The 21,148-nt window shown below is 57.9% G+C and carries 16 protein-coding genes; 12 read left to right on the top strand and 4 right to left on the bottom strand.

The window, feature by feature from the left end:
• Position 1: 1 nt before the first annotated feature.
• Genes nuoL through AC0V6K_RS14530 form a run of 7 tightly spaced genes read left to right on the top strand, consistent with a single transcriptional unit; the run spans position 2 to position 8,528 of the window.
• Positions 2-1,996, top strand: coding sequence for an NADH-quinone oxidoreductase subunit L (nuoL, locus tag AC0V6K_RS14560; protein ID WP_472623481.1), 1,995 nt, complete (start codon positions 2-4; stop codon positions 1,994-1,996).
• A 13-nt stretch (positions 1,997-2,009) separates the two neighbouring features.
• Positions 2,010-3,557 (top strand): NADH-quinone oxidoreductase subunit M, encoded by a 1,548-nt coding sequence (locus AC0V6K_RS14555; RefSeq protein ID WP_472623479.1) that lies wholly within the window; start codon positions 2,010-2,012, stop codon positions 3,555-3,557.
• Complete coding sequence (gene nuoN / locus AC0V6K_RS14550) at positions 3,557-5,035, top strand: NADH-quinone oxidoreductase subunit NuoN (RefSeq protein ID WP_472623477.1); 1,479 nt, start codon at positions 3,557-3,559, stop codon at positions 5,033-5,035. The genes AC0V6K_RS14555 and nuoN overlap by 1 nt, the downstream gene beginning before the upstream one ends.
• Positions 5,032-5,742, top strand: a complete 711-nt coding sequence (locus AC0V6K_RS14545) for a biotin--[acetyl-CoA-carboxylase] ligase (protein WP_472623475.1) — start codon at positions 5,032-5,034, stop codon at positions 5,740-5,742. Before nuoN ends, AC0V6K_RS14545 begins: the two co-directional genes overlap by 4 nt.
• An 11-nt stretch (positions 5,743-5,753) precedes the next feature.
• Positions 5,754-6,545 carry a type III pantothenate kinase gene (locus AC0V6K_RS14540; RefSeq protein ID WP_472623473.1) on the top strand — a complete coding sequence of 264 codons (792 nt, stop codon included), beginning with the start codon at positions 5,754-5,756 and terminating at the stop codon, positions 6,543-6,545.
• A 37-nt stretch (positions 6,546-6,582) separates the two neighbouring features.
• On the top strand, positions 6,583-8,238 hold the full coding sequence (locus AC0V6K_RS14535) for a ribonuclease J (protein ID WP_472623471.1): 1,656 nt from the start codon (positions 6,583-6,585) through the stop codon (positions 8,236-8,238).
• Positions 8,238-8,528, top strand: a complete 291-nt coding sequence (locus AC0V6K_RS14530) for a DUF1467 family protein (protein ID WP_472623469.1) — start codon at positions 8,238-8,240, stop codon at positions 8,526-8,528. Before AC0V6K_RS14535 ends, AC0V6K_RS14530 begins: the two co-directional genes overlap by 1 nt.
• On the opposite strand, the gene AC0V6K_RS14525 is transcribed toward AC0V6K_RS14530, so the two are convergent.
• Entirely contained in the window at positions 8,525-11,083 is a 2,559-nt protein-coding gene (locus AC0V6K_RS14525; protein WP_472623467.1) for a coiled-coil domain-containing protein, read from the bottom strand. The genes AC0V6K_RS14530 and AC0V6K_RS14525 overlap by 4 nt on opposite strands.
• A gap of 88 nt (positions 11,084-11,171) precedes the next feature.
• On the opposite strand from AC0V6K_RS14525, the gene AC0V6K_RS14520 reads away from it, so the two are divergent.
• The 4 genes from AC0V6K_RS14520 to AC0V6K_RS14505 all read left to right on the top strand — a co-directional run bounded on the left by AC0V6K_RS14520 (position 11,172) and on the right by AC0V6K_RS14505 (position 15,178).
• Positions 11,172-11,483, top strand: coding sequence for an Hpt domain-containing protein (locus AC0V6K_RS14520; RefSeq protein ID WP_472623465.1), 312 nt, complete (start codon positions 11,172-11,174; stop codon positions 11,481-11,483).
• An 86-nt stretch (positions 11,484-11,569) separates the two neighbouring features.
• Positions 11,570-12,781 carry a hypothetical protein gene (locus tag AC0V6K_RS14515; RefSeq protein ID WP_486172681.1) on the top strand — a complete coding sequence of 404 codons (1,212 nt, stop codon included), beginning with the start codon at positions 11,570-11,572 and terminating at the stop codon, positions 12,779-12,781.
• A gap of 48 nt (positions 12,782-12,829) precedes the next feature.
• A complete protein-coding gene (locus AC0V6K_RS14510) occupies positions 12,830-13,774 on the top strand; it encodes a hypothetical protein (protein WP_486172680.1) in 945 nt (314 codons plus the stop codon).
• A gap of 9 nt (positions 13,775-13,783) precedes the next feature.
• On the top strand, positions 13,784-15,178 hold the full coding sequence (locus AC0V6K_RS14505; RefSeq protein WP_472623459.1) for a sensor histidine kinase: 1,395 nt from the start codon (positions 13,784-13,786) through the stop codon (positions 15,176-15,178).
• Positions 15,179-15,232: 54 nt separating this feature from the next.
• On the opposite strand, the gene AC0V6K_RS14500 is transcribed toward AC0V6K_RS14505, so the two are convergent.
• Together AC0V6K_RS14500 and gltX are read right to left on the bottom strand one after the other, a co-directional pair.
• The gene (locus AC0V6K_RS14500; RefSeq protein WP_472623457.1) at positions 15,233-16,519 is read right to left on the bottom strand and encodes a citrate synthase; all 1,287 of its coding nucleotides are present in this window, start codon (positions 16,517-16,519) and stop codon (positions 15,233-15,235) included.
• Between the two features lie 41 nt (positions 16,520-16,560).
• Positions 16,561-17,997, bottom strand: coding sequence for a glutamate--tRNA ligase (gene gltX / locus AC0V6K_RS14495; protein ID WP_472623455.1), 1,437 nt, complete (start codon positions 17,995-17,997; stop codon positions 16,561-16,563).
• Positions 17,998-18,049: 52 nt separating this feature from the next.
• Between gltX and AC0V6K_RS14490 the strand changes: the two genes are divergently transcribed.
• Positions 18,050-20,284 (top strand): ComEC/Rec2 family competence protein, encoded by a 2,235-nt coding sequence (locus AC0V6K_RS14490; RefSeq protein ID WP_472623453.1) that lies wholly within the window; start codon positions 18,050-18,052, stop codon positions 20,282-20,284.
• A gap of 24 nt (positions 20,285-20,308) precedes the next feature.
• Here AC0V6K_RS14490 and lexA read toward each other — a convergent pair whose 3' ends face one another.
• Positions 20,309-20,995, bottom strand: coding sequence for a transcriptional repressor LexA (lexA, locus tag AC0V6K_RS14485; RefSeq protein ID WP_472623451.1), 687 nt, complete (start codon positions 20,993-20,995; stop codon positions 20,309-20,311).
• Positions 20,996-21,148: the final 153 nt, after the last annotated feature.

Below are 21,148 nucleotides of genomic sequence, written 5' to 3'. Positions count from 1 at the left end.
GGTGCAGACCCAAATCCTCATCATCGTCTTCTTGCCATTGCTCGCGTCCATCGTGGCGGGGCTGGGCAACCGGATGATCGGCAATGTCGCGGCAAAGTCGATCACGACGGGCGCGTTGTTCATCGCCGCTGGCCTTAGCTGGCCGATTTTCCTTGGCTTTTTGAACGGCACAGCGACCGCTGAGGTCGTACCTGTGCTCAAATGGGTGCAGTCCGGCACGTTGAACTTTGATTGGGCGCTTCGGGTCGACACGCTGACCGCGATCATGCTGGTCGTGATCAACAGCGTCTCGGCGCTCGTTCACCTGTATTCATGGGGATACATGGAGGAAGACCCGGATCAGCCGCGCTTCTTCTCCTACTTGTCGCTGTTCACCTTCGCGATGTTGATGCTGGTGACGGCGGACAACCTCGTCCAGATGTTCTTTGGATGGGAAGGGGTGGGCCTTGCCTCGTATCTGCTGATCGGCTTCTGGTTCAAAAAACCGAGTGCCGGTGCCGCCGCCATTAAGGCGTTTGTGGTCAACCGCGTGGGCGACCTTGGCTTTATGCTCGGCATTTTCGGCACCTATCTGGTGTTCCAGACCACTTCGATCACCGAGATCCTTGAAGCTGCGCCCGCGATGTCGGGTGCGAGCATCGGTTTCCTCGGCACGCGCTTCTACACAATGGATATCCTGTGCATCCTGCTGTTCATTGGTGCGATGGGTAAGTCGGCGCAGCTGTTCCTGCACACATGGCTGCCTGACGCGATGGAAGGTCCGACACCGGTTTCGGCGCTGATCCATGCTGCAACCATGGTGACTGCAGGCGTGTTTATGGTTTGCCGCCTGTCGCCGATGTTTGAAACCGCCCCGACGGCGTTGACCATTGTGGCGGTAGTAGGTGCGGCGACATGTTTCTTCGCGGCGACCATCGGCACCACCCAGTGGGACATCAAACGGGTCATCGCCTATTCGACTTGTTCGCAGCTGGGCTACATGTTCTTTGCTGCGGGCGTTGGCGCATATGGCGTCGCCATGTTCCACCTGTTCACGCACGCTTTCTTCAAGGCGTTGCTGTTCCTTGGTGCGGGTTCGGTCATTCACTCGATGCACCATGAGCAGGACATGCGCTATTACGGTGGCCTGCGTAAGCATATTCCAGTGACCTTCTGGGCCATGATGGCAGGCACGCTCGCGATCACCGGTCTGGGTGTCTATCACCTTGGCGTTGGCTTTGCAGGCTTCTGGTCCAAAGATGCGATCCTCGAGGTGGCCTTTGCGCGCGGTACCGAGGTTTCAACGATGGCCTTCTGGCTCGGCGTCACTGCCGCGCTGCTCACAAGCTTCTACAGCTGGCGCCTGATGTTCCTGACATTCTGGGGCAAACCGCGCTGGATCGAGAGCGAGCATATTCAACACACGGTCCACAAAACACCCGAAGAAGCGGGCGAAGACACAACCGGCGGCTATCACCCGCACGAAAGCCCGTTGGCGATGCTCATCCCGCTTGGGTTGCTGACCGTGGGCGCAGTGGCCGCTGGCCAGGTGTTCGCGCCAAGTTTCCTAGATGATGCCGCGTTCTGGGCAGGGTCCATCTTCTACAACGAGAACCTAATCCACGCGATGCACGCTGTTCCGTACTGGGTGAAGTATTCCGCCTTTGTTGTGATGATCCTTGGCTTCGTTGGCGCTTATGTCGCTTACATCGTCAAACCCGATATTCCGGCCAAGTTCGTCGCTGCGGTTCCATGGTTGCACAAGTTTGTGTTCAACAAATGGTATTTCGACGAGCTGTATGATCGCATTTTCGTTAAGCCGGCCTTCTGGCTCGGCCGCCAGTTCTGGAAGTTAGGCGATATCGGTACGATTGACCGGTTTGGCCCCAACGGCATCGCCTGGGTGGTCGAACGTGGTTCGGCGGCCGCCAAGACGTTCCAGTCTGGCTATCTCTACACCTATGCGCTGATCATGCTTCTCGGCTTGATCGCCGCTGTAACCTACGTGCTGTTGTAGGGAGGGCGGTCTAATGGAAGGTTTCGCCATTCTTTCGGTCATGATGCTGGTGCCGCTGATCGGCGCGCTCGCTTGCCTGTTTATCGGTGCCGCAGCCTCGCGCTGGGTCGCCTTGATTTCGACACTGGTCACTTTCGTGCTCGGCTGCTTGCTGTGGGCGAATTACGAGATCGGCGGCGCGCAGTGGCAGTTTGTTGAACGGGCTGAGCTGTTCCGCGGCTTCAGTTATGCACTCGGCATTGATGGCATTTCGCTGATGCTGATAATGCTCAGCGTCTTCCTGATGCCAATCTGTATTCTCTCCAGCTGGACCGCAATCACGAAGCGCGTTGGCGAATACATGAGCGCCTTCCTGTTTATGGAAGTGCTGATGATCGGCACCTTCGCGGCGCAGGATATCTTCCTGTTCTACATCTTCTTCGAAGCTGGCCTGATCCCGATGTATCTGATCATCGGCGTATGGGGCGGCGATAACCGGATCTACGCGAGTTATAAGTTCTTCCTTTACACGCTGCTTGGCTCGGTTCTGATGCTGATCGCGATGTTCTGGATGGTGGCCGAGGCAGGCACCTCGGACATTCCGACGCTGATGCAATATGACTTCCCGGCCGGCGCGCAGATATGGCTCTTCCTTGCCTTCTTTGCCTCCTTCGCGGTGAAGGTCCCGATGTGGCCGTTCCACACGTGGTTGCCTGACGCGCACGTTCAGGCTCCAACGGCGGGTTCTGTCATTCTGGCGGGCGTTCTGCTGAAACTCGGCGGATACGGTTTCATCCGTTTCAGTTTGCCGATGTTCCCAGAAGCTTCTGCTGACCTCGCTTGGCTGGTGTTTGGCCTGTCGATGGTTGCGGTTATTTACACCTCGCTCGTTGCTCTGGTTCAGCACGATATGAAGAAGCTGATAGCTTATTCATCGGTCGCGCACATGGCGATCGTGACGGTTGGTCTGTTCGCATTCAACGTTCAAGGCCTTGAAGGCGCAATGATTGTGATGCTGTCGCACGGCCTTGTTTCGGGCGCGTTGTTCCTGTGCGTGGGCGTGATTTACGACCGCTTGCATACCCGCGAGATTGACCGTTACGGCGGTCTTAGCATCAATATGCCTTATTACGCGCTGTTCTTTCTGCTGTTCACTATGGCGAGCATCGGCCTGCCGGGCACGAGCGGGTTTGTCGGCGAATTCCTGTCGTTGGCGGGTATCTACCAGACATCGACCACAGTCGCGCTAGTCGCCACCACGGGTATCATCCTTGGCGCGGCATACATGCTCTATCTCTATCGCCGTGTCGCATTCGGCGACCAGAAAAATGAAGACGCTGCGGCCATGTCCGACATTTCCGCGCGCGAGTGGATCATGATGACGCCAATCGCAGCCGTGGTGCTGTGGATGGGTGTTTATCCGGAGAGCTTCCTTGCCCCCATGCGCGCGGACATCGCTGCGTTGGATGCCCGGATCGCATCCGCTGCCCCCGAAAGTGACAGCCAACTCGAGGCCGGTGAGCCTCGTGAGAAAGCCGCCAATGCAATCGAGTTTGAAGCCAAGGAAGGGGAGGCTCACTGATGGATTTCGCCGCTTCCTTTAAACTGATCGTTCCGGAGCTGAGCCTGACGGTGGCTGGTCTTGTTCTATTGCTCGTGGCGGCATGGGCGGGCGACAAGTCTGCGCGCGCCGTAACATTGCTCGCGTGTGCTGTTCTGTTCGGCGCCGGTCTTACGCTCATTCCGAATCTGCATGTCGGGACTGATGGTCCGCAAACGCTGGCCTTTGGCGGATTGCTGACGGTTGATAGCTTCGCACTCTATGCCAAGGCGCTGATCTATCTCGCCGCAATCGGCTGTCTTGTGGTGGCGCCGGCCTTCTTCGACGGGCCTGCCGCCGGGCAAGAGCGCGGCATGCGCGCCGAATATTCGGTGCTGGTGCTGTTTGCCGTAGTTGGCATGAGCATCATGGTGTCGGCCACCGACTTTATGGCGCTCTATCTGGGGCTCGAACTGAACAGTCTGGCAGCCTATGTGCTCGCTTCGATCCTGCGGCGCGACACGCGCTCAGCAGAGGCTGGTCTGAAGTACTTCGTCCTTGGCGCACTCGCCTCCGGCATCCTGCTCTACGGTATGAGCCTGCTTTACGGCTTCACCGGCGGTACCGACTTCGATGTCGTCCGCGCTGGCCTAACTGGTGAAATTTCAACCGGTGCGCTGTTCGGCCTGATCTTTGTCATGGCAGGCCTCGCGTTCAAGATCGCGGCTGTGCCGTTCCATATGTGGACACCGGACGTGTACGAGGGCGCACCAACGCCCGTCACGGCTTTCTTCGCGACCGCACCCAAGGTTGCCGCTGTGGCTCTGACCGCGCGAGTGGTGTTCGACGTTTTCGGGGCGCAGGAGGCCGCGTGGCAACAGATCGTGATGTTCGCCGCATTGGCTTCAATCGTGTTCGGCGCACTGGGCGCCATCGGTCAGAGCAATCTCAAGCGTCTGCTGGCCTATTCTTCGATCAACAATGTCGGCTTCATCCTGCTGGGATTGGCCGTCGCCACACAGACAGGTGCAAGCGCTATGCTCATCTACCTGTTCATATATGTGGCCATGAGCCTTGGTAGCTTTGTCGCTTTGCTGATGCTGCGCGATGGTGAGGGCAATCTGTTCGAAACGTTTGATGACATCAAAGGTCTAGCGGTCACACAACCTGCAATTGCATGGAGCCTGCTGATCCTGATGTTCAGCCTTGCTGGCATTCCGCCGCTTCTTGGCTTCTACAGCAAGTTTGTGGTGTTCCAGGCGACAGTAGAGGCGGGTCTGGTAGCCTTCGCAGCCATTGCCATCGCCGCCAGCGTGATTGGTGCGTTCTACTACATCAAGTTCGTCAAAGTGATGTTCTTTGATGAGCCTGCCGAATTGGTCACTGGCAAGAGCGGGGCAGGGCACTGGACCGTTCTGATCATAACCGTGCTGATCGTCTCGCCGTTGGGCTATTTGATGACACCATCGATTTCTGATCTGGCAGACAAGGCGGCTTCGGCGCTATTTTTGATCCCTTGATCACAGTCGTTGAGGAAACGGGCTCGACCAACGCAGATTGCGTTGCGGCGTTGAAATCGGGGGCTGCGCCGGTCGAAGGTGATTGGATCGTTGCCCGTCGGCAATCAGCCGGGCGCGGGCGCCAGTCGCGTAACTGGGAAGACCATCCGGGCAATTTCAAAGGCTCTACGGTTGTCGATATATCTCAGGGTGGCCACGTCCCATCCACCCTGAGTTTCGTTGCGGCATTGGCAGTTGCCGACGCAGCAGAGGAGGCGTTGGGTGGCGCATGTGCGCCCGAGTTCAAATGGCCCAACGATGTGCTTATCGATGGAGACAAGCTGGCGGGCATTCTGCTTGAAATGGTCGGCACATGGGTGGTGATCGGCATTGGTGTGAATATCGCCCATGCGCCGCAACTGTCCGACCGGAAGACTGCTGCAGTTTCCGACTATGCACCTGCAATGCCGATTGAAGAGTTCGCTGAAATTCTCGCGTCATGCTTACGCGAGAGGCTTTCAGAGTGGCGCACACACGGGTTTGTGACTATTTTGCGCGCCTTTATGCAACGGTCCATCCATAAGGCTGGTGACCCGATCACTGTCCACGACACCGATGGTTCAAGACTGACAGGCACATTCGTGGAGCTGGACCAACATGACGGCGCGTTGCGCATTCGCTTGGCCCACGGCGAGGAACGTGTAATTCGCGCTGGTGATATTTCTTAGGAGACACGCATATGCTGCTCGCTGCTGATGTCGGAAACACAAATGTTGTATTCGCGCTTTTCGAGCCAAATGGCGAGGGCGGGCACGATGTGCGCGCGCGGTGGCGCATTGCCACGGACCCGCGCCGGACGGGTGACGAGTACGCCGTTTGGCTGATGCAGTTACTGGCCATCGAAGGCGTCGCGAAGGAAGAGATCACTCAAATCATCTTCGCTTCGGTGGTGCCGCGGGCGGATCATAACCTCACGGTCCTGTCGCAGAAGTATTTCGGCAAAACGCCGATCATTGCGGGGCAGGGTGCAGCGGCGTGGCCATTCCAGATCGATGTGGACCAACCCAGCTCACTTGGCGCCGACCGCGCGCTCAACATCCTAGCCGCGCATCACAAGTACGGAGGTGATCTGATCGTCCTCGACTTTGGAACCGCAACCAAGTTTGAAGCGATCGATTTCAATGGGACTTACAAAGGCGGTTCGATCGCGCCCGGTATCAATCTCTCGCTTGACGCACTTGTGGGTAAGACCGCGAAGCTCCCACGCATCGCTATCCGCGCACCGGAAAGTCGCAGTGTGATTGGCCGCAACACGGAAGATCAGATGCTGATTGGTGTGTTTTGGGGCTATGTTGCGATGATGGAAGGTGTTGTCGAACGCATGAAATCCGAGATTGGTCGACCGACCAAGGTTGTGGCCACAGGGGGACTTGCGATCCTGTTTGATGATGCCACTGACATCTTTGACTATGTCGATGCAGATTTGACCATTCAAGGTCTGTCGATCCTCGCAACCCAAGCGGGTGCGTGAGCGTATCTGATTCAGACCATTTGAACATCGAGAACACGTGAAAAAGAACTACCAACCTGAAAACGAGCTGCTGTTCCTTGCGCTGGGCGGCTCGGGCGAGATCGGCATGAACGTCAACCTGTATGGGTGCGACGGCAAATGGCTAATGGTCGATCTGGGCATGACATTCTCTGGCGGGGAATATCCCGGCGTTGATCTGGTGTTTGCCGATCTGGATTTCATCGAGGAACGCACCAAGGACCTGCTCGGCATTGTCCTGACCCATGGGCATGAGGACCATATCGGCGCCGTTCCCTATTTCGCGGGCGAGCTTGGCGTGCCGCTCTATGCGACGCCGTTCACCGCCGATCTGGTTGCGCGCAAGCTGCAAGAGGCGGGGCTTCAGGACGATGTCGAGCTGAACATTATCCCTGAAGATCACGGCCAGATCGGTATTGGACCGTTTACGGTAACCTATCTGCCGCTTGCGCACTCTATCGCCGAGGGCAACGCGTTGTTGATCAGCACGCCGTATGGTCGCGTGTTCCACACTGGTGACTGGAAACTTGACGAAGAGCCGATCATCGGTGAGCCGACCACCGAGGAAGAACTTCGCGAAATCGGTGACGAAGGTGTGCTGGCGCTGGTGTGTGACAGCACCAATGTCTTCAACCCGAACCCGTCTGGCAGCGAGGGAGCCGTCCATCGCGGCCTGATGGAAGAAATCGCGCGCCACGATGGCAAGCGTGTGCTCGTGACAACCTTCGCCAGCAACGTTGCGCGCCTGCAAATCCTCGGAGAGGTAGCACGCGAGACGGGGCGGCATTTGTGCATCGCTGGCCGCTCGCTCGACCGCATTATCGAAGTTGCGCAGGACAATGGCTATCTCGGGGACTTTCCCGAGCCCGTCGATTTCGACACAGCCATGCGACTGCCGCGCGGCGAAGTCCTGATCCTCGCCACCGGCGGGCAGGGTGAACCGCGCGCGGCACTTTCACGTATTGCAGAGGAAAACCATCCGCTAGAGCTCTCACGCGGCGACGTGGTGTTGTTCTCATCACGTCAGATACCGGGCAATGAGATCGCGATCGGCAAGATGCAGAATCGCTTGGCCGAGCGCGGGATCGAAATGGTCACGGATCGCCAGAGCATTATTCACGTGTCCGGGCATCCGGGGCGCCCCGAGCTTGAAGCGCTCTATTCATGGCTTCGACCCGAAATCCTCGTGCCGGTGCACGGTGAAATGAGGCACATGCAAGAGCAGGCGCGGGTGGGCAAAGCGTGCGGCATTGCTGACAACATTGTCCAGTCCAACGGCGACATCGTGAAACTGGCACCCGGCCACCCACAGCGCATCGGGCAGATCGAAACCGGACGACTTGTGCTTGATGGCGACATCATCGCGCCAGCGGACGGCGATGCGATCACCATGCGCCGCCGCATATCGGGCGAGGGGGCTATGGTCGTTGTGCTGGCCAAGGCTGCACGCCCTTACATTGAGATGTTCGGACTCCCACTTGATGAAGACCTGCCAGAATTTATCGAGGAAACGCAGGAAGATATCTTAAAGGCCATAGGCAAATTGCGCGGCCGCGACGCTCAGGATCCCGCTCAGGTGCATGAGGCCGCCCGCCTTGCTGCTCGACGTGCGGCGCGGCGCTGGTCGGGCAAGAGCCCTCAGGTTCGCGTAGTTATGCCGGGAGCAACCAACTGATGCAGTGGACCAGTATCCTTGCGATCTATTTCCTGATCTGGGTGATGTCCGCCTTCGTCATGCTCCCATTCGGCGTGCGCACAGCTGAAGAAACAGGCGAGGAACTTGTGCCCGGACAGGCGGAAAGCGCGCCAAGCAAATTCCGCCCGGGAAAGATCGTGAGTCGCGCGACGATAGTCGCGGCCGTCCTGACCACCCTATACGTGCTCAACTACGAGTATGGCTGGATCACCGTAGATGACATCGACATTCTGCCCGAACCACCCGTTGAGATCGGCCCACGCGACTAGTTGCGGAAACGCTCAATTGCCTGTGCAAGCAGGACGTAGAGCTTGCCCATATCCGACCCCAACACGGTAACGCTCAACGCGTTGCCATCACGGGTCGAGAGCATGGAGCGAAGCATAGATTCGAAGTCGTGAATGTAGCGGCTGACATTGCTCTTGAACGCCTCATCGGCCTGATACAGGTCCGCGATCTCCTTCGCGTCGCCGCTATCGAGAAGGCGCACTGCGCGGCGGGTGAAGATGCCACGATCCCCTTTGAGATAGGCGTCCCAAGCGGTGTCGGTCACTTCGGTCGAGAGCGAACCCGCGATATCGATGGCGTTTGAATTAAGGCTGTCAGTGATCAGAGCCATTCGCCGTGCAAAATCATTGTTCACTTGCTCTTCGGCCAGTTCACGCGCCCGGGTGATGCGCTGTTCGAGATTGCCGGTCAGCTCGTTCACAGCCGACAGCTGATCGCGCAGCTGGACCGTCGCTTCACGACCAACTCCAGATGCATGTGAGGCGGCCTGTTCGAGAGCACCAATGGTCTCCGCGGTCTCGTTTCGAAGGCCTCGTTCAAGCGCTTGCAGCGCTTCGTTGCTCAGGTCACCGGCAAGCGCCTGAACACGTTCCCGTGCTCCGGTGTCGAGTGCAGCGAAGGACTGGGTGGTCGCCTGCTCCAGCTCCGCAAGTGCATCGCGAAGTTGCCCTTGTTTCTCTGTTGCCAGTCCTTCCGTTTCCTCGGAGAATTGCGACAGGCGACTGCGCAGGCCTTGCAGCTTGGCCATTGTGTCGTCGGCTTGCTCGCTCAGCTTGGCCTGTACCGCGTCCAGTGAGCCATCCGCCGTCTCGATATCGGCCTGAGTTTTGAGCACATAATCGCTCAGCGCGTGGCCGCTCTCTGCGGTCTGCATCATCAATAGATTAACCGCGCTGGTGCGCTCTTCGATCGACGTCAGCGCATCTGACGCAGATGTTATCGCCTCGGGCAGGTCCTCGCGGCTATGCTTGGCGCCCGACTGAATGATCTCGAGAAGACGAATGCTTGCCTCGGTGACTGAGGCCAATTGGTCCTCGGTCTCAACGAGAGCGGTCCGTTTCGCGGCGAGCTCTTCTTCAAACGCGCTCAGCCCTTCGCCCAAGCTAGCACGAGCACTCTCGCTGGATTCGTTGATCTGCGAAATCAGCGCATTGAATGCTTCAAGCTCATTCGTCATCTCGCGTCCATGCTCGACCAGTTTGGCGGTTTCGGCCATCTGGGTCTCACGACGTGCTTCCAACGCTTCGTCCAACTCGGCAAGGCGTAGCGCCAACAGTTCGCTGGCTTGGGTTTCACGAGTTTCGAACTCGGCCTGACGGCGCTCGACTTCTTCGACAACGCGTTGATCGCGCTTCTGCAATTCTTCATCGAATTTGCCAGCCTGTATATGCAACTGGCTGATGCGTTCGCGTGAGCTAGAAGCAGCCTGCTCGTCCAGCTTGACGACGGATTGCACCATCGCTTTCATATCGCCTTGGAGACGCTCAATAGCCGCGCTCATCTGCGCGGACGTTTCTTGCTCGGCCTCCTTCATGCTTTCGGCAAGCGAAGCGGTTTCCGACTGAAGCTCGCCAATACGGCTCCGCATCTGCTCGAGGGCAGATGCTTCATTGTCATCAATAGTGACACGATAGCTTTCGGCATCCTGTTTGAGAGCATCGAAGCGTTCGTTGATCGACGTGTCGATTTGACCGAGCTGCGCTTGATAACCGCCAAGCATTTCCTCGATACGAGTGCCGAGCGCGGCAACTTGCGTCTCGCTCGCTTTCCCAAACTCATTGAGCCGTTCGAAACCGGCCACAAGATTTTCGACCCGCTCTTTGGCGGTGCGGCCTGCGTTGCCGATCTGGTTGGTTACATCCCGCGCTGATGTCGCGACAACGGGCAGGTCATCACGCAGGCTTGTCATGTTGGCGAGGGCGCTTTCACTTGCCGATCCGATGCGATCGACCTGCGCGCCATTGTCCATGATCAACTGCTGCAATTCGCCTGCATGGGTGGATATGCGCTCCGAAGCTATGCGACCCAGCGATTCGAGCTCGCGTGATTGCGCCGCGAGAAACTCGCGGGCAAGGCTCAGCTCGCGATTTACAATCGTAAGCCGGCCCTCAAGCTCTTGGCTCTCCTGACTGAGCAGAGCCGCAGATTTGGCGAACCGTGACGCTTCAGCGCGAGAATTGCGCATCGCGATCATCCAGACCATGCCAATCAGTACAACTGGGATTGCCCAGTCAATGATCAGGCGGACCCAATCTGCGGGACCAGCCCCTCCGATCCCGTCCAGGGTGCTTTGCATGGCCCAGCCATAAAATCCGGTCCAAGCGAGGACAAAAAGGCCAGCAATCGCCGGAGCGACCCATTCCCGCCTGGGTCCAGCGGTGTAGGCTTCCTCTGGGTATTCGTCCTCTTCGAAGACAGCGTCATCGCTCCCGATGAGATCGTCAACGCTTTGATCAAGCTGATCGGTCGCTGCAGGGGTTTCACCTTCAGCGGGGCTCTCTGCGTTCGCATCGGTTTCGTCACCGACGGCGCGCATATGTTTTCCTCCGGTCATGGCGCGGGGATACCACAGGACGCCACAGGATAAACCCCGCTTTAACCTGAAGTGTTTTATTGGCATTTCCATGGTTTACGAAGCCGGAGCCCTTGATGCCACGTTGGCCGCTGCAGCAGGCGATGATTCTGCACTGCTGGGTGAGCTGCGCAGTGCGTTTTTAGAGAGCGCTTCCAAACAGTTAGACTTGCTCAAGCGGTCTCGCTGTGATGGAAACTGGAACGTTGCCGCGATGCGCCTGAAAGGGCTTGCAGCCAGTTTTCACGCTGAGGATCTCCTCTTGGCGGCGGAACACGCATTGGATTCCGCCCCGGGTGAACCGGCTGCAATTCGCGATATTGAGGCTGTTCTGGAGCGCTTTTCGGGCAATCCCAGCTTCTGACAACTGCCCAATCGGGGCAAAATTTCGAACATTTCACCGCTGTCTGCTTGAACGGGGCCGGATTTCACTCCTACGCTCATGTGACGTTGGGAGAATTAGCGGTGCGCACGGCGCTTTTATCTGCACAAAGGCATAGCGATAAAGGTGATCTTCGCGCACTGGCCAAGATGGCGGGGCGCAGCATCCTTTCGTGGCAAGCTGACTTTGCGCGCGAGCTGGGTTGTCAGCGGATCATATGCCTCAGCGAGACGCCTTCTCCGGATTTGCTCGCGCTACAGCGTGAGTTGGAGGCCGACGGGCTGGAGTTTCATCTGGCGCGCAGCAGCATGCAAGTGCTCGCACTGCTGCGGTCCGGTGATCAGCTTGTGATGGTTTTGGATGGATTGCTTACTCAGTCGCTCGATCCCAGTATGATTGAAGTGCGAGGCGATCGGCTTGCCGCGCAAGTGCTAACGCTCTCATCAGATGCGAACAGCGCGATTCAACACCCAGATGAATTTGAGCGCATTGATGCTTCGCGGCATTGGGCCGGCATTGCTGTAGTTGGCTCGGCGACCGTCCAGAAACTGGCCGATTGTCCGCCAGATGGCGAAGTTATGTCACTACTTCTCAGGCTAGCCCTGCAAGACGGCGCTGTTTGCAAGGCCATGCCTCTTGATCCCGAGGAGACAGCGCACGGTCTCATTGCGATGGCGCCAAAAGTCCTTGCAGAGCGCGAAAATCGACTGTTGGCCAAGCATTTGGGTGATATGAGGTGGAGTGGGCCTTCGATTGCGCTGAGCAGGGTCGCGACGTCGAAACTGGTTCGCAGCGATCTTGACCTATCTTCGGGCATGATTGCCGGGGCCATGGGTTTGGTGGCTCTAATCGCAATGCTGCTATTCTGGTTTGAGCAACCAGCGATTGGTTTGTTGGCCTTGGCGGTGAGCGCACTGGTTGGTCAGATTGCTTCGAGCTCGGCGAGACTTCAATCCAATCTCAGGAAAGTTTCTAAGAAAAGAGTTTATGACACTGTAATATCGATATTTATTGATAGCATGTGCATTGCTGGATTGATCGCTGCCCTTGGTCCGGAAACCGCTCCGATTGAGAAGATGGCTTTACCTGTTTTCGCAATTGGTCTCACCCGGATTGCTTCGCAAACGAATGAGCCGCAGTTCGCTGCTTTCTGGCGTGATCGCCCAGCACATCTGCTTATCTTTGCTATCTCTGCTTTTGCGGGGTGGTTATCCTTGGCTCTTATCCTGTTCGGAATGGGGGCACTTGCGTACAATTTGCTGCGCGGCAGGGGCAATTAAGCTAACCGTGGCTTAACTGTAACGCTCTAAGGCGGCGCCATGGGCAAGATGGACACTCAACAGACGGCAATTCCGCGCGTCGAAATCATCCTTCGCAAAGAGCTTGCGAAAGGCGCAAAAGCTCTGGGCGGCGTGGCCCCCATCTTATCGCACCTCCTATCCAGTTCGGGTTTTTCCTTGGTTAGCGAGGCCGTTGTCGCCCGGGTTGGTGGCATGCTTTCTGATATTGCGCGGCAGGTCTTGATGGCCGCAGACGGGAAAGGAGCCAATTCGGTACCGGATTCCAGCAGTGTTGATCAGCTCACAGATTTCCTTGCATCGGACAGCGCAATCCTAAGCCATCTCTATGCCGCAGCGATGGAAGCACGCCTGACGGAACGGTTCGAGACATCGCAGTCAATCGACCCGGTTCTAGGGCCGCTTCTCCAAGAATTGATCGGTTCCGAGCAACCGCAGACCGCAGAACTGGCCATGAGCACAATGGCGGCCCAATCTCGCTTCATGCAAAGCCAGCGGCGCATGGAGATGCCCATTTATGAGCTTCCTGCCGAACTGTTTAATCTCGTTGTGCGACGCTGTGCCAGCTTCTTTGCCGAGAATGAGGAGATGGGATCGCACCACGTCGTGCCGAAGCTCAAGCGCAATTACGATGAAAGCACGACGCGTGTGGGGCTCCTAACACGGCTTGTTGCGGGTATGGGTGAGGGTGCTCGTGCCGCTTTGGACATCGAACATGCGGGAATGGCTATTTTCGCCACTGCGCTCAGCACTCTGACGAAACAACCGCGTGAGCTTGCAGCATTGGCCTGCCAAGAGCGGCAGGGTGCGCGGCTTGCCATAAGCCTGCGCGCGGCCGGATTGGACGAGGACGCCATTGAGCGCCAGTTTGCCCTGATCGAGCCCAGTGAGATGCTTCCCACGGGATTGAGCGATCTATCCCCCGCACGGGCACTCGCGATCCTTACTAATGCGCCGATGCGCGGAGTGAGCTAAGGCAGCGCGATGCACACTGGCCAAACTTCTCTGCTTGCTGCGCGCGGATTGACGGATGACGCCGATCGTCTGTTGACCGCCGATGAGCCTTTGGCTGATCTGCATGCGCGCTGCGGCGGGACGTTGCCGGGTACGCTGGCCGTTCCAGAGCTTCTTGCCTTGGTTAAGCAAGGGCGGGAGTTGGGCCTGAAGATTGCGCGCGAGTTCTCAGCGTTTGATGGCGAAGAGATTGTGCGCGGTTTCGTGCGCGTCAGCCCTTTGGAAGAGCATATGGGTGGGGGCTGCGAAGTCCTGATCGAGCAATGGCAAACCTATCCTCAGCCCGAAGAAGACTCGGCGTCCACCGCCTCGCTACTCGATGACGTGGATCGTGCTTCAGCGGAGATCACAGCGCGATTGGACCAAAGTCAAAAGGCGCAAATCTGGAGCTTCGGCGCAGCGGACGGGGACGAGCTCCGTCAGATCGTGCAGTCGGATCCCGGCGCAACATGGTCGAAATACGTCGAACTGCAGGGTGTGGCGCATCAACAGCCTATGCACTGGCGGCTTCTCGACGGTGCGCAGTGCCGAGTGCCAGGCTCCTCCCGGAAATGGAAAGCACGTCTTCTGCCATTAGGGACCGAACAGCAATTGCCGCGTGGCTTCGAACTGCTGCTGGTTCCAGAGGAGCCTCTGGGACAAATTTCTCACGGTTCCGATGGACTGGGTGAAGATGCGATGCGCTCAGGCCTAGTCGGTAGCACTTTGACGCCAGTTCTACGCCAACCCATTGCGCGGGTGATTGCCAATGCAGAGACAATGCGCGCGCGGCTCGCAGGTCCATTACGCGCTGAGTACAGCGATTATGCGGGCAACATTGCCTCCGCCGGGCAGCATCTGGCGGGTATGCTCGACGATTTGACTGATCTGGAAGCGGTCGAAGCGCCCGGCTTCTCGACGATTAGCGAGGCAGTCGACCTGAATGACGTCGCACGCCGCGCCGCCGGCATTCTGGGTGTGCGAGCTCAGGCCCGATCGATAGCACTCCGTGTTCCAGAGCCTGAGCAAGCTTCCAAAGTGGCCAGTGGCGAGTTTCGCCGCATCCTCCAGATTGCGATCAATCTGATCGGGAATGCTATCTCCTACTCGCCCGAGGGCAGCACTGTCAGCGTGAGTGTAGAAGAGGGCCCCTCATCCCAGGCGATTCTCTCTGTAAGAGACGAAGGCCCCGGCGTTTCGGAAGAACAGGCCAAGCGGATCTTCGACAAATTTGAGCGGCTTGGACGCGACAATGACGGTGGTTCGGGGCTCGGCCTCTACATCTCACGCAAGCTTGCACTTGCAATGGGCGGCGATCTGATGGTTGCCAATGCCGGGGGCGAAGGCGCGGAATTCCGCTTGGAGCTCCGGCGTCACGACAAGTAAAAAGGGCGGGTCCGAAGACGCCGCCCTTTCCAAAAGCAGTAAATTGCTGTGAGCTTACCGCTCGCTAACAGGCACATAATCGCGCTGTGTCGGGCCAGTGTAGAGCTGACGCGGGCGACCAATGACCTGGCCTGGATCGGAGATCATTTCGTTCCACTGCGCGACCCAGCCCACGGTGCGGGCGAGAGCGAACAGCGCAGTGAACATCGTTGTCGGGAAGCCAACCGATGACAGGATGATGCCCGAGTAGAAGTCCACATTCGGGAACAGCTTTTTCTCTTTGAAGTAATCGTCGTTCAGAGCGATTTCTTCGAGCTGCAGCGCGGTTTCGAATACCGGATCGGTGGTTTTGAGCGCTTCAAACACTTCGCGAAGAGTCTTCTGCATCACGGTCGCACGCGGGTCATAGTTCTTATAGACGCGGTGTCCGAAACCCATCAGGCGGAACGGATCGTTCTTGTCCTTGGCACGCTCAATGTAGTGAGGAATGCGGTCAGGCGTGCCGATCTCTTTCAGCATGTTGAGCGCCGCTTCATTGGCGCCGCCGTGTGCGGGTCCCCAGAGACATGCGATACCTGCTGCGATACAGGCGAACGGGTTGGCGCCCGAAGAGCCGGCAAGACGCACAGTCGAGGTCGAAGCGTTCTGCTCGTGATCGGCGTGGAGGATAAAGATGCGATCCATTGCCTTCTCGATGGCCGGGTGGATCTCATATTCCTCTGCAGGAACGCCGAAGGTCATGCGCAGGAAATTGCCCGTGTAGCTGAGCGAATTGTCCGGATACATGAATGGCTGACCGACCGAGTACTTATAGGCCGCAGCGGCAATCGTCGGCATCTTAGCAATAAGGCGATGCGACGAAATCTTGCGGTGCTCAGGATCAGAGATGTCCGTGCTGTCGTGATAGAAGGCCGAGAGGGCGCCAACTACGCCGCACATGATAGCCATAGGGTGCGCATCACGACGGAAGCCGCTGTAAAAGGTCATCAGCTGCTCATGCAGCATGGTGTGACGGGTGATGGTGTTCTCGAAGTCACCCAGTTCTTCGCCCGACGGTAACTCGCCGTTCAGCAAGAGATAGGCGGTTTCCATAAAACTGGAGTTTTCGGCCAGTTGGCCGATCGGGTAACCGCGGTGGAGGAGAACACCTTCCTGACCGTCAATATAGGTCAGGGCACTTTCGCAGCTCGCAGTTGATTTGTAGCCGGGATCGAAAGTGAAGGCACCGGTCGCGCCATACATTTTGCGGATGTCGACAACGTCGGGACCCGTGCTTCCTTCAAAAATCGGAAGGTCGTACGTCTCACCGCCCAGTTCGAGTTTGGCGTGCTTATCAGCCACAAAGTGTCTCCTGCTCAATCCCTGCCATCAAAGGCTCGCGCTCATGCCGCTTGGGCGTCGAGGCGTGCCAAGGCTTCTTCCCGTCCCAAGAGGACCAGAACATCGAAAATACCGGGGGACGTTGTCGTCCCGGTCAATGCCGCGCGCATAGGCTGCGCGAGCTTGCCGAAGCCCAATCCCAGTTCTTCGGCTAGCGATTTCGTAGTGGCTTCGAGAGCCTCGATTGTCCAGTTATTTTCACTGGCAAGCTTGTCGTAAACATGACGAATTCTTGCCTTGCCTTCATCATCGAGCAAACCGGCCGCTTTCTCGGTCATCTCCAGAGGGCGTTTCGCAAACAAAAACCCTGCACCTTCAGCAAGTTCTTGCACATTCTTTGCCCGAGACTTCAAGGCTGGCATTGCCTGCTCCAACAGTGCCAAATCTGCACCATCAGACAGGTGTGATGCTGCCAAAGTTGCAAGATACGCATCATCTGCTTCGCGAATGTAATGTCCATTCAGGTTCTGAAGCTTCTTGATATCAAACCGCGACGGACTTTTGCCGACACCGGACAGATCAAACAGCTCAATCGCTTCCGCGCGGCTGATCTCCTCGCGGTCGCCATGACCCCACCCAAGACGCAGCAAGTAGTTGAACAGGGCATCGGGCAGGATGCCGAACTCATCGCGATAGGATTCTGCACCCAAAGCTCCGTGCCGTTTAGACAGTTTCGCTCCGTCTGGACCGTGGATCAGCGGGACGTGTGCATAGACCGGCTCAGGCCATCCTCCTTCGATCTGATCCATCGCGTGATAGATCGGCAGCTGACGGAAAGCATTGTTAAGGTGATCGTCTCCGCGGATCACATGGGTTACGCCCATATCGCGGTCATCGACCACCACGGCGAGCATATAAGTCGGCGTACCGTCAGCGCGCAGGATGATATAGTCGTCGATTTCTTCGTTCTTGACTGACACGCGGCCCTGAACACAATCTTCGATTGTGGCTTCGCCTTCTTGCGGGGTCTTGATCCGAACGGTGAACGGTGCACCATCCGGTGCCTCTGAGGGGGCGCGATCGCGCCAACGGCCGTCATAACGCATCGGCTGCTTATTGGCGCGCTGCTCGGCGCGCATTTCTTCGAGTTCTTCGGGTGTGGCAAAACACTTATAGGCGTGGCCGGCTTCGAGCAGTTTGTGGGCAACTCCGGCGTGCCGATCTGCGCGCTTGGACTGGAATGTCGGCTCTTCATCATAGTCGAGGCCGAGCCAATCAAGACCGTCCAAAATGGCATCAATCGCTTCCTGCGTAGAGCGCTTGCGATCAGTGTCTTCGATCCGAAGTAGCGCTTTGCCACCATGGTGACGCGCGTAAAGCCAGTTGAACAGGGCCGTGCGCGCACCACCAATATGCAGGAAACCGGTGGGTGAGGGGGCAAAACGGGTGACCACTGTGCCGGCGCCATTCGCCTCGTTTGTGCCGCTTTCGCTTGCCATAACCTCTTCAATCCTCTTCAATTCTTTGCCGCGCCATAAAGGGGGCAAGGCAGTGCGCGATACGCCAATCATTCCGATGGGGGACGATACCGAGGGCGTTTCGGGCCCCGATGCTGCACCGCAACGTAAATCCGTGCTGCGCCCTTGGCAAAGCGGGGCGGACTTGTCCAGCGCAGGGGTGTTTTCCTTCAGGCGAATAACCTCTACTGCTGAGCGGTTCCTGGGTGGTGCTGGTTTTGACCGTGCGCCATGGCTGGCCGTGGCTTTTGGATGCGGGATCTTGGCATGGTTCGGTTTGAAGACCGAATGGCAATGGATCGCCGCAATCACCTTCGGACTTCTTTCGGCATTGAGCGCAATTGCAGTTTGGCGGGGAGTGGATGACCGTGCACATCTGCGCCAGGCGATTGTGGCGGTTGGATTGGTTTTCGCCGCAGGGATCGCGGTTATTTGGGTGCGATCGGAGATGGTTGGAGCGGAGCCGATTGATCGCCCGACGATCGAACGCATTGAGGGCTACGTCCTGGACCGTGAGGATCAACCGGCAGATGACCGGATCCGCCTAACTCTGGCGGTGCGCGATGCCGAAACCGCGCAAAGCAGGAAGATCCGCGTCAATGTGACCTTGGAAAAGGCCAGCGATGCTATGGCTGACGGCGCAGTAGTGCGAGCGCGTGTACGGTTGATGCCGCCCGCAAGCCCGATGTTGCCCGGCTCGTATGATTTCGCCCGTGCAGCGTGGTTCAAGGGTCTGGCCGCAACAGGGAGCGTGCTGGGCAAGGTCGAGTTGATCGAACCTGCCAGCCAAGATGGCACCATAGCCGCCATTCAGAGAGCTCTGTCAGGGCACGTGCGCGAGCGGGTGGACGGATCACCCGGCACCATCGCCGCCGCCTTTGCCAGCGGTGATCGCGGTGCAATTGGTGAGGAAGATGAGGAGGCGATGCGGGATGCAGGTCTGACCCATCTTCTCGCGATCAGCGGGTTGCATGTCAGTGCCGTGATCGCTGCTGCCTATTTTGTCGCGCTCAAGCTGCTCGCGCTCTTCCCCGCCTTGGTACTGCGTGTCAGGCTGCCGTTGATAGCTGCGTCGGTGGGAGCAATAGCCGGCGTGTCATACACGCTTCTGACCGGCGCTCAGGTGCCGACAGTGCGGGCTTGTGTTGCGGCCATGCTGGTGCTTGTCGCATTGGCCATGGGACGCGATGCGTTGTCCCTGCGGATGGTTGCGGTGGCCGCCGGCGTTGTCATGCTGCTTTGGCCTGAGAGTGTGGTCGGGCCCAGCTTTCAGATGAGCTTTGCCGCGGTGCTCGCGATCGTAGCCTTGCACACGAGTGATCGGGTGAAGGCCTTCCTCGCGCCGCGCGAAGAGCCATGGTCCCGCCATGTTAGCAGGCGGGTGTGGATGCTCTTCATCACCGGCCTGGTGATCGAAATCGCGCTGATGCCGATCGTCTTGTTCCACTTCCATCGAGCGGGTGTTTACGGCGCCGTTGCCAATGTTCTCGCCATTCCATTGGTCACCTTCATATCAATGCCGTTGATCGCGATAGGATTGGTGCTCGATCTGGTCGGGCTCGGCGCGCCAGCTTGGTGGCTGGTCGAGAAGTCACTGCAAATCCTATTGGGTATAGCCCACTTCACATCAAGCCAACCCGGCGCGGTGAAACTGATGCCACAAATGACCTGGACGACCATAGCCCTGTTTATCGCAGGGGGGCTTTGGCTCGCCCTATGGCAGAGGCGCGCGCGGTTGCTTGCTGCCATACCCGTTGCGATTGCTTTGGGCATGTTGTTGAGCACCCCAGTTCCCGATCTCCTAATCGGGAGGGAAGGGCGGCACGTTGGGATAGTGCTTGACGATCCAGACGGATCCGCGCGCCTCGTTTCGCTGCGAGATAGCCGGTCAAGCTATGCGCGAGACAACCTTCTCGAGCTTTCGAGCGTGTCTTCCGAGCCTATCGCTATTTCTGAATGGAGCGGGGCTGACTGCTCACCTCAATTCTGTGTTGTAACGTTGGAGCGAGGAGGCCGTGATTGGACGCTGCTGTTGGCGCGTAACCGTGATCTGGTTGAAGAGATGGCGCTAGCCGCGGCTTGTGAACGCAGTGATATCGTTGTGGCTAACCGCTACCTGCCGCGCTCTTGCAAGCCGAAATGGCTGAAAGCTGATCGCCGTTTGTTAGCTAAAGAAGGTGGCCTAGCGGTCGATTTGGGGTCCGAAACCGTCACCAGTGTCGGCGCGTCGCAGGGAGATCATGGGTGGTGGCGCGGGGAGAGCGACTGACCCCGTATCCCCGCGCTCACGCAATCAGTGGTAACGGCGCAAGAGCCCAGCAAGCTTACCTTGAACCTGCACTTCATCAGGCCCGTAGACCTGCGGATCATAGGAGGCGTTGGCTGGATCAAGCCGAACCAGACCGCCATCCTTGTGGAGGTATTTCAGGGTAGCTTCTTCTCCGCGCACCAGAGCGACGACAATCTCGCCATCGCGCGCGGTTTCGGTGCGTTTCACCAAAGCGAAGTCACCATCAAAGATGCCTGCATCGACCATGGAGTCGCCTGACACTTCGAGCGCGTAGTGGTCGCCCGGGCCAAGCAATGCTGCAGGAACCGGCAACGAGCTCTGTCCTTCAAGCGCTTCGATCGGCGCACCGGCAGCGATTCGGCCATGCAGCGGGATTTCAATCACGTCATTCGCTGGCGCCGGCGCTGTCGTCGGTGGCGTTATCGGAGCAACCACATCATTGGCAGCACGCGTTGCGCGAGGCGCTGGTGTCGCATCTTCGGGCATTTTGATAACTTCAAGTGCCCGCGCACGATTAGCGAGGCGGCGAATGAAGCCGCGTTCTTCTAGTGCAGAGATCAGGCGGTGCACGCCGGATTTACTCTTGAGATCAAGAGCCTCTTTCATCTCTTCAAAACTGGGTGAAATTCCCGACTCCTCCAACCGTTGCTGGATGAAGCGGAGCAATTCGTGCTGCTTTGCTGTCAGCATTGATAACCTCCCTCGGGCGACATGGGATGCAAGGTGTATGACTTTGCACCCCGCCGCACAGGATCACACTTGGCGCGCGCCAAGAGGCACCACTCTCAAGCGAGAATTGGGTGCTTTGCCGCACTGTTTCGCCCGCCGATATGGTGAACGAAT

The sequence above is a fragment of the Erythrobacter sp. S43 genome (assembly GCF_057364955.1).
This window is presented reverse-complemented; position numbering and strand designations above follow the sequence as displayed.

Bases quoted from the DNA above. Each gene is read 5' to 3' on its own strand.
- AC0V6K_RS14555 (WP_472623479.1), top strand. From the start codon at position 2,010: ATGGAAGGTTTCGCCATTCTTTCGGTCATGATGCTGGTGCCGCTGATC.
- nuoN (WP_472623477.1), top strand. From the start codon at position 3,557: ATGGATTTCGCCGCTTCCTTTAAACTGATCGTTCCGGAGCTGAGCCTG.
- AC0V6K_RS14540 (WP_472623473.1), top strand. From the start codon at position 5,754: ATGCTGCTCGCTGCTGATGTCGGAAACACAAATGTTGTATTCGCGCTT.
- AC0V6K_RS14530 (WP_472623469.1), top strand. From the start codon at position 8,238: ATGCAGTGGACCAGTATCCTTGCGATCTATTTCCTGATCTGGGTGATG.
- AC0V6K_RS14525 (WP_472623467.1), bottom strand. From the start codon at position 11,083: ATGCGCGCCGTCGGTGACGAAACCGATGCGAACGCAGAGAGCCCCGCT.
- AC0V6K_RS14520 (WP_472623465.1), top strand. From the start codon at position 11,172: ATGGTTTACGAAGCCGGAGCCCTTGATGCCACGTTGGCCGCTGCAGCA.
- AC0V6K_RS14510 (WP_486172680.1), top strand. From the start codon at position 12,830: ATGGACACTCAACAGACGGCAATTCCGCGCGTCGAAATCATCCTTCGC.
- AC0V6K_RS14505 (WP_472623459.1), top strand. From the start codon at position 13,784: ATGCACACTGGCCAAACTTCTCTGCTTGCTGCGCGCGGATTGACGGAT.
- gltX (WP_472623455.1), bottom strand. From the start codon at position 17,997: ATGGCAAGCGAAAGCGGCACAAACGAGGCGAATGGCGCCGGCACAGTG.
- lexA (WP_472623451.1), bottom strand. From the start codon at position 20,995: ATGCTGACAGCAAAGCAGCACGAATTGCTCCGCTTCATCCAGCAACGG.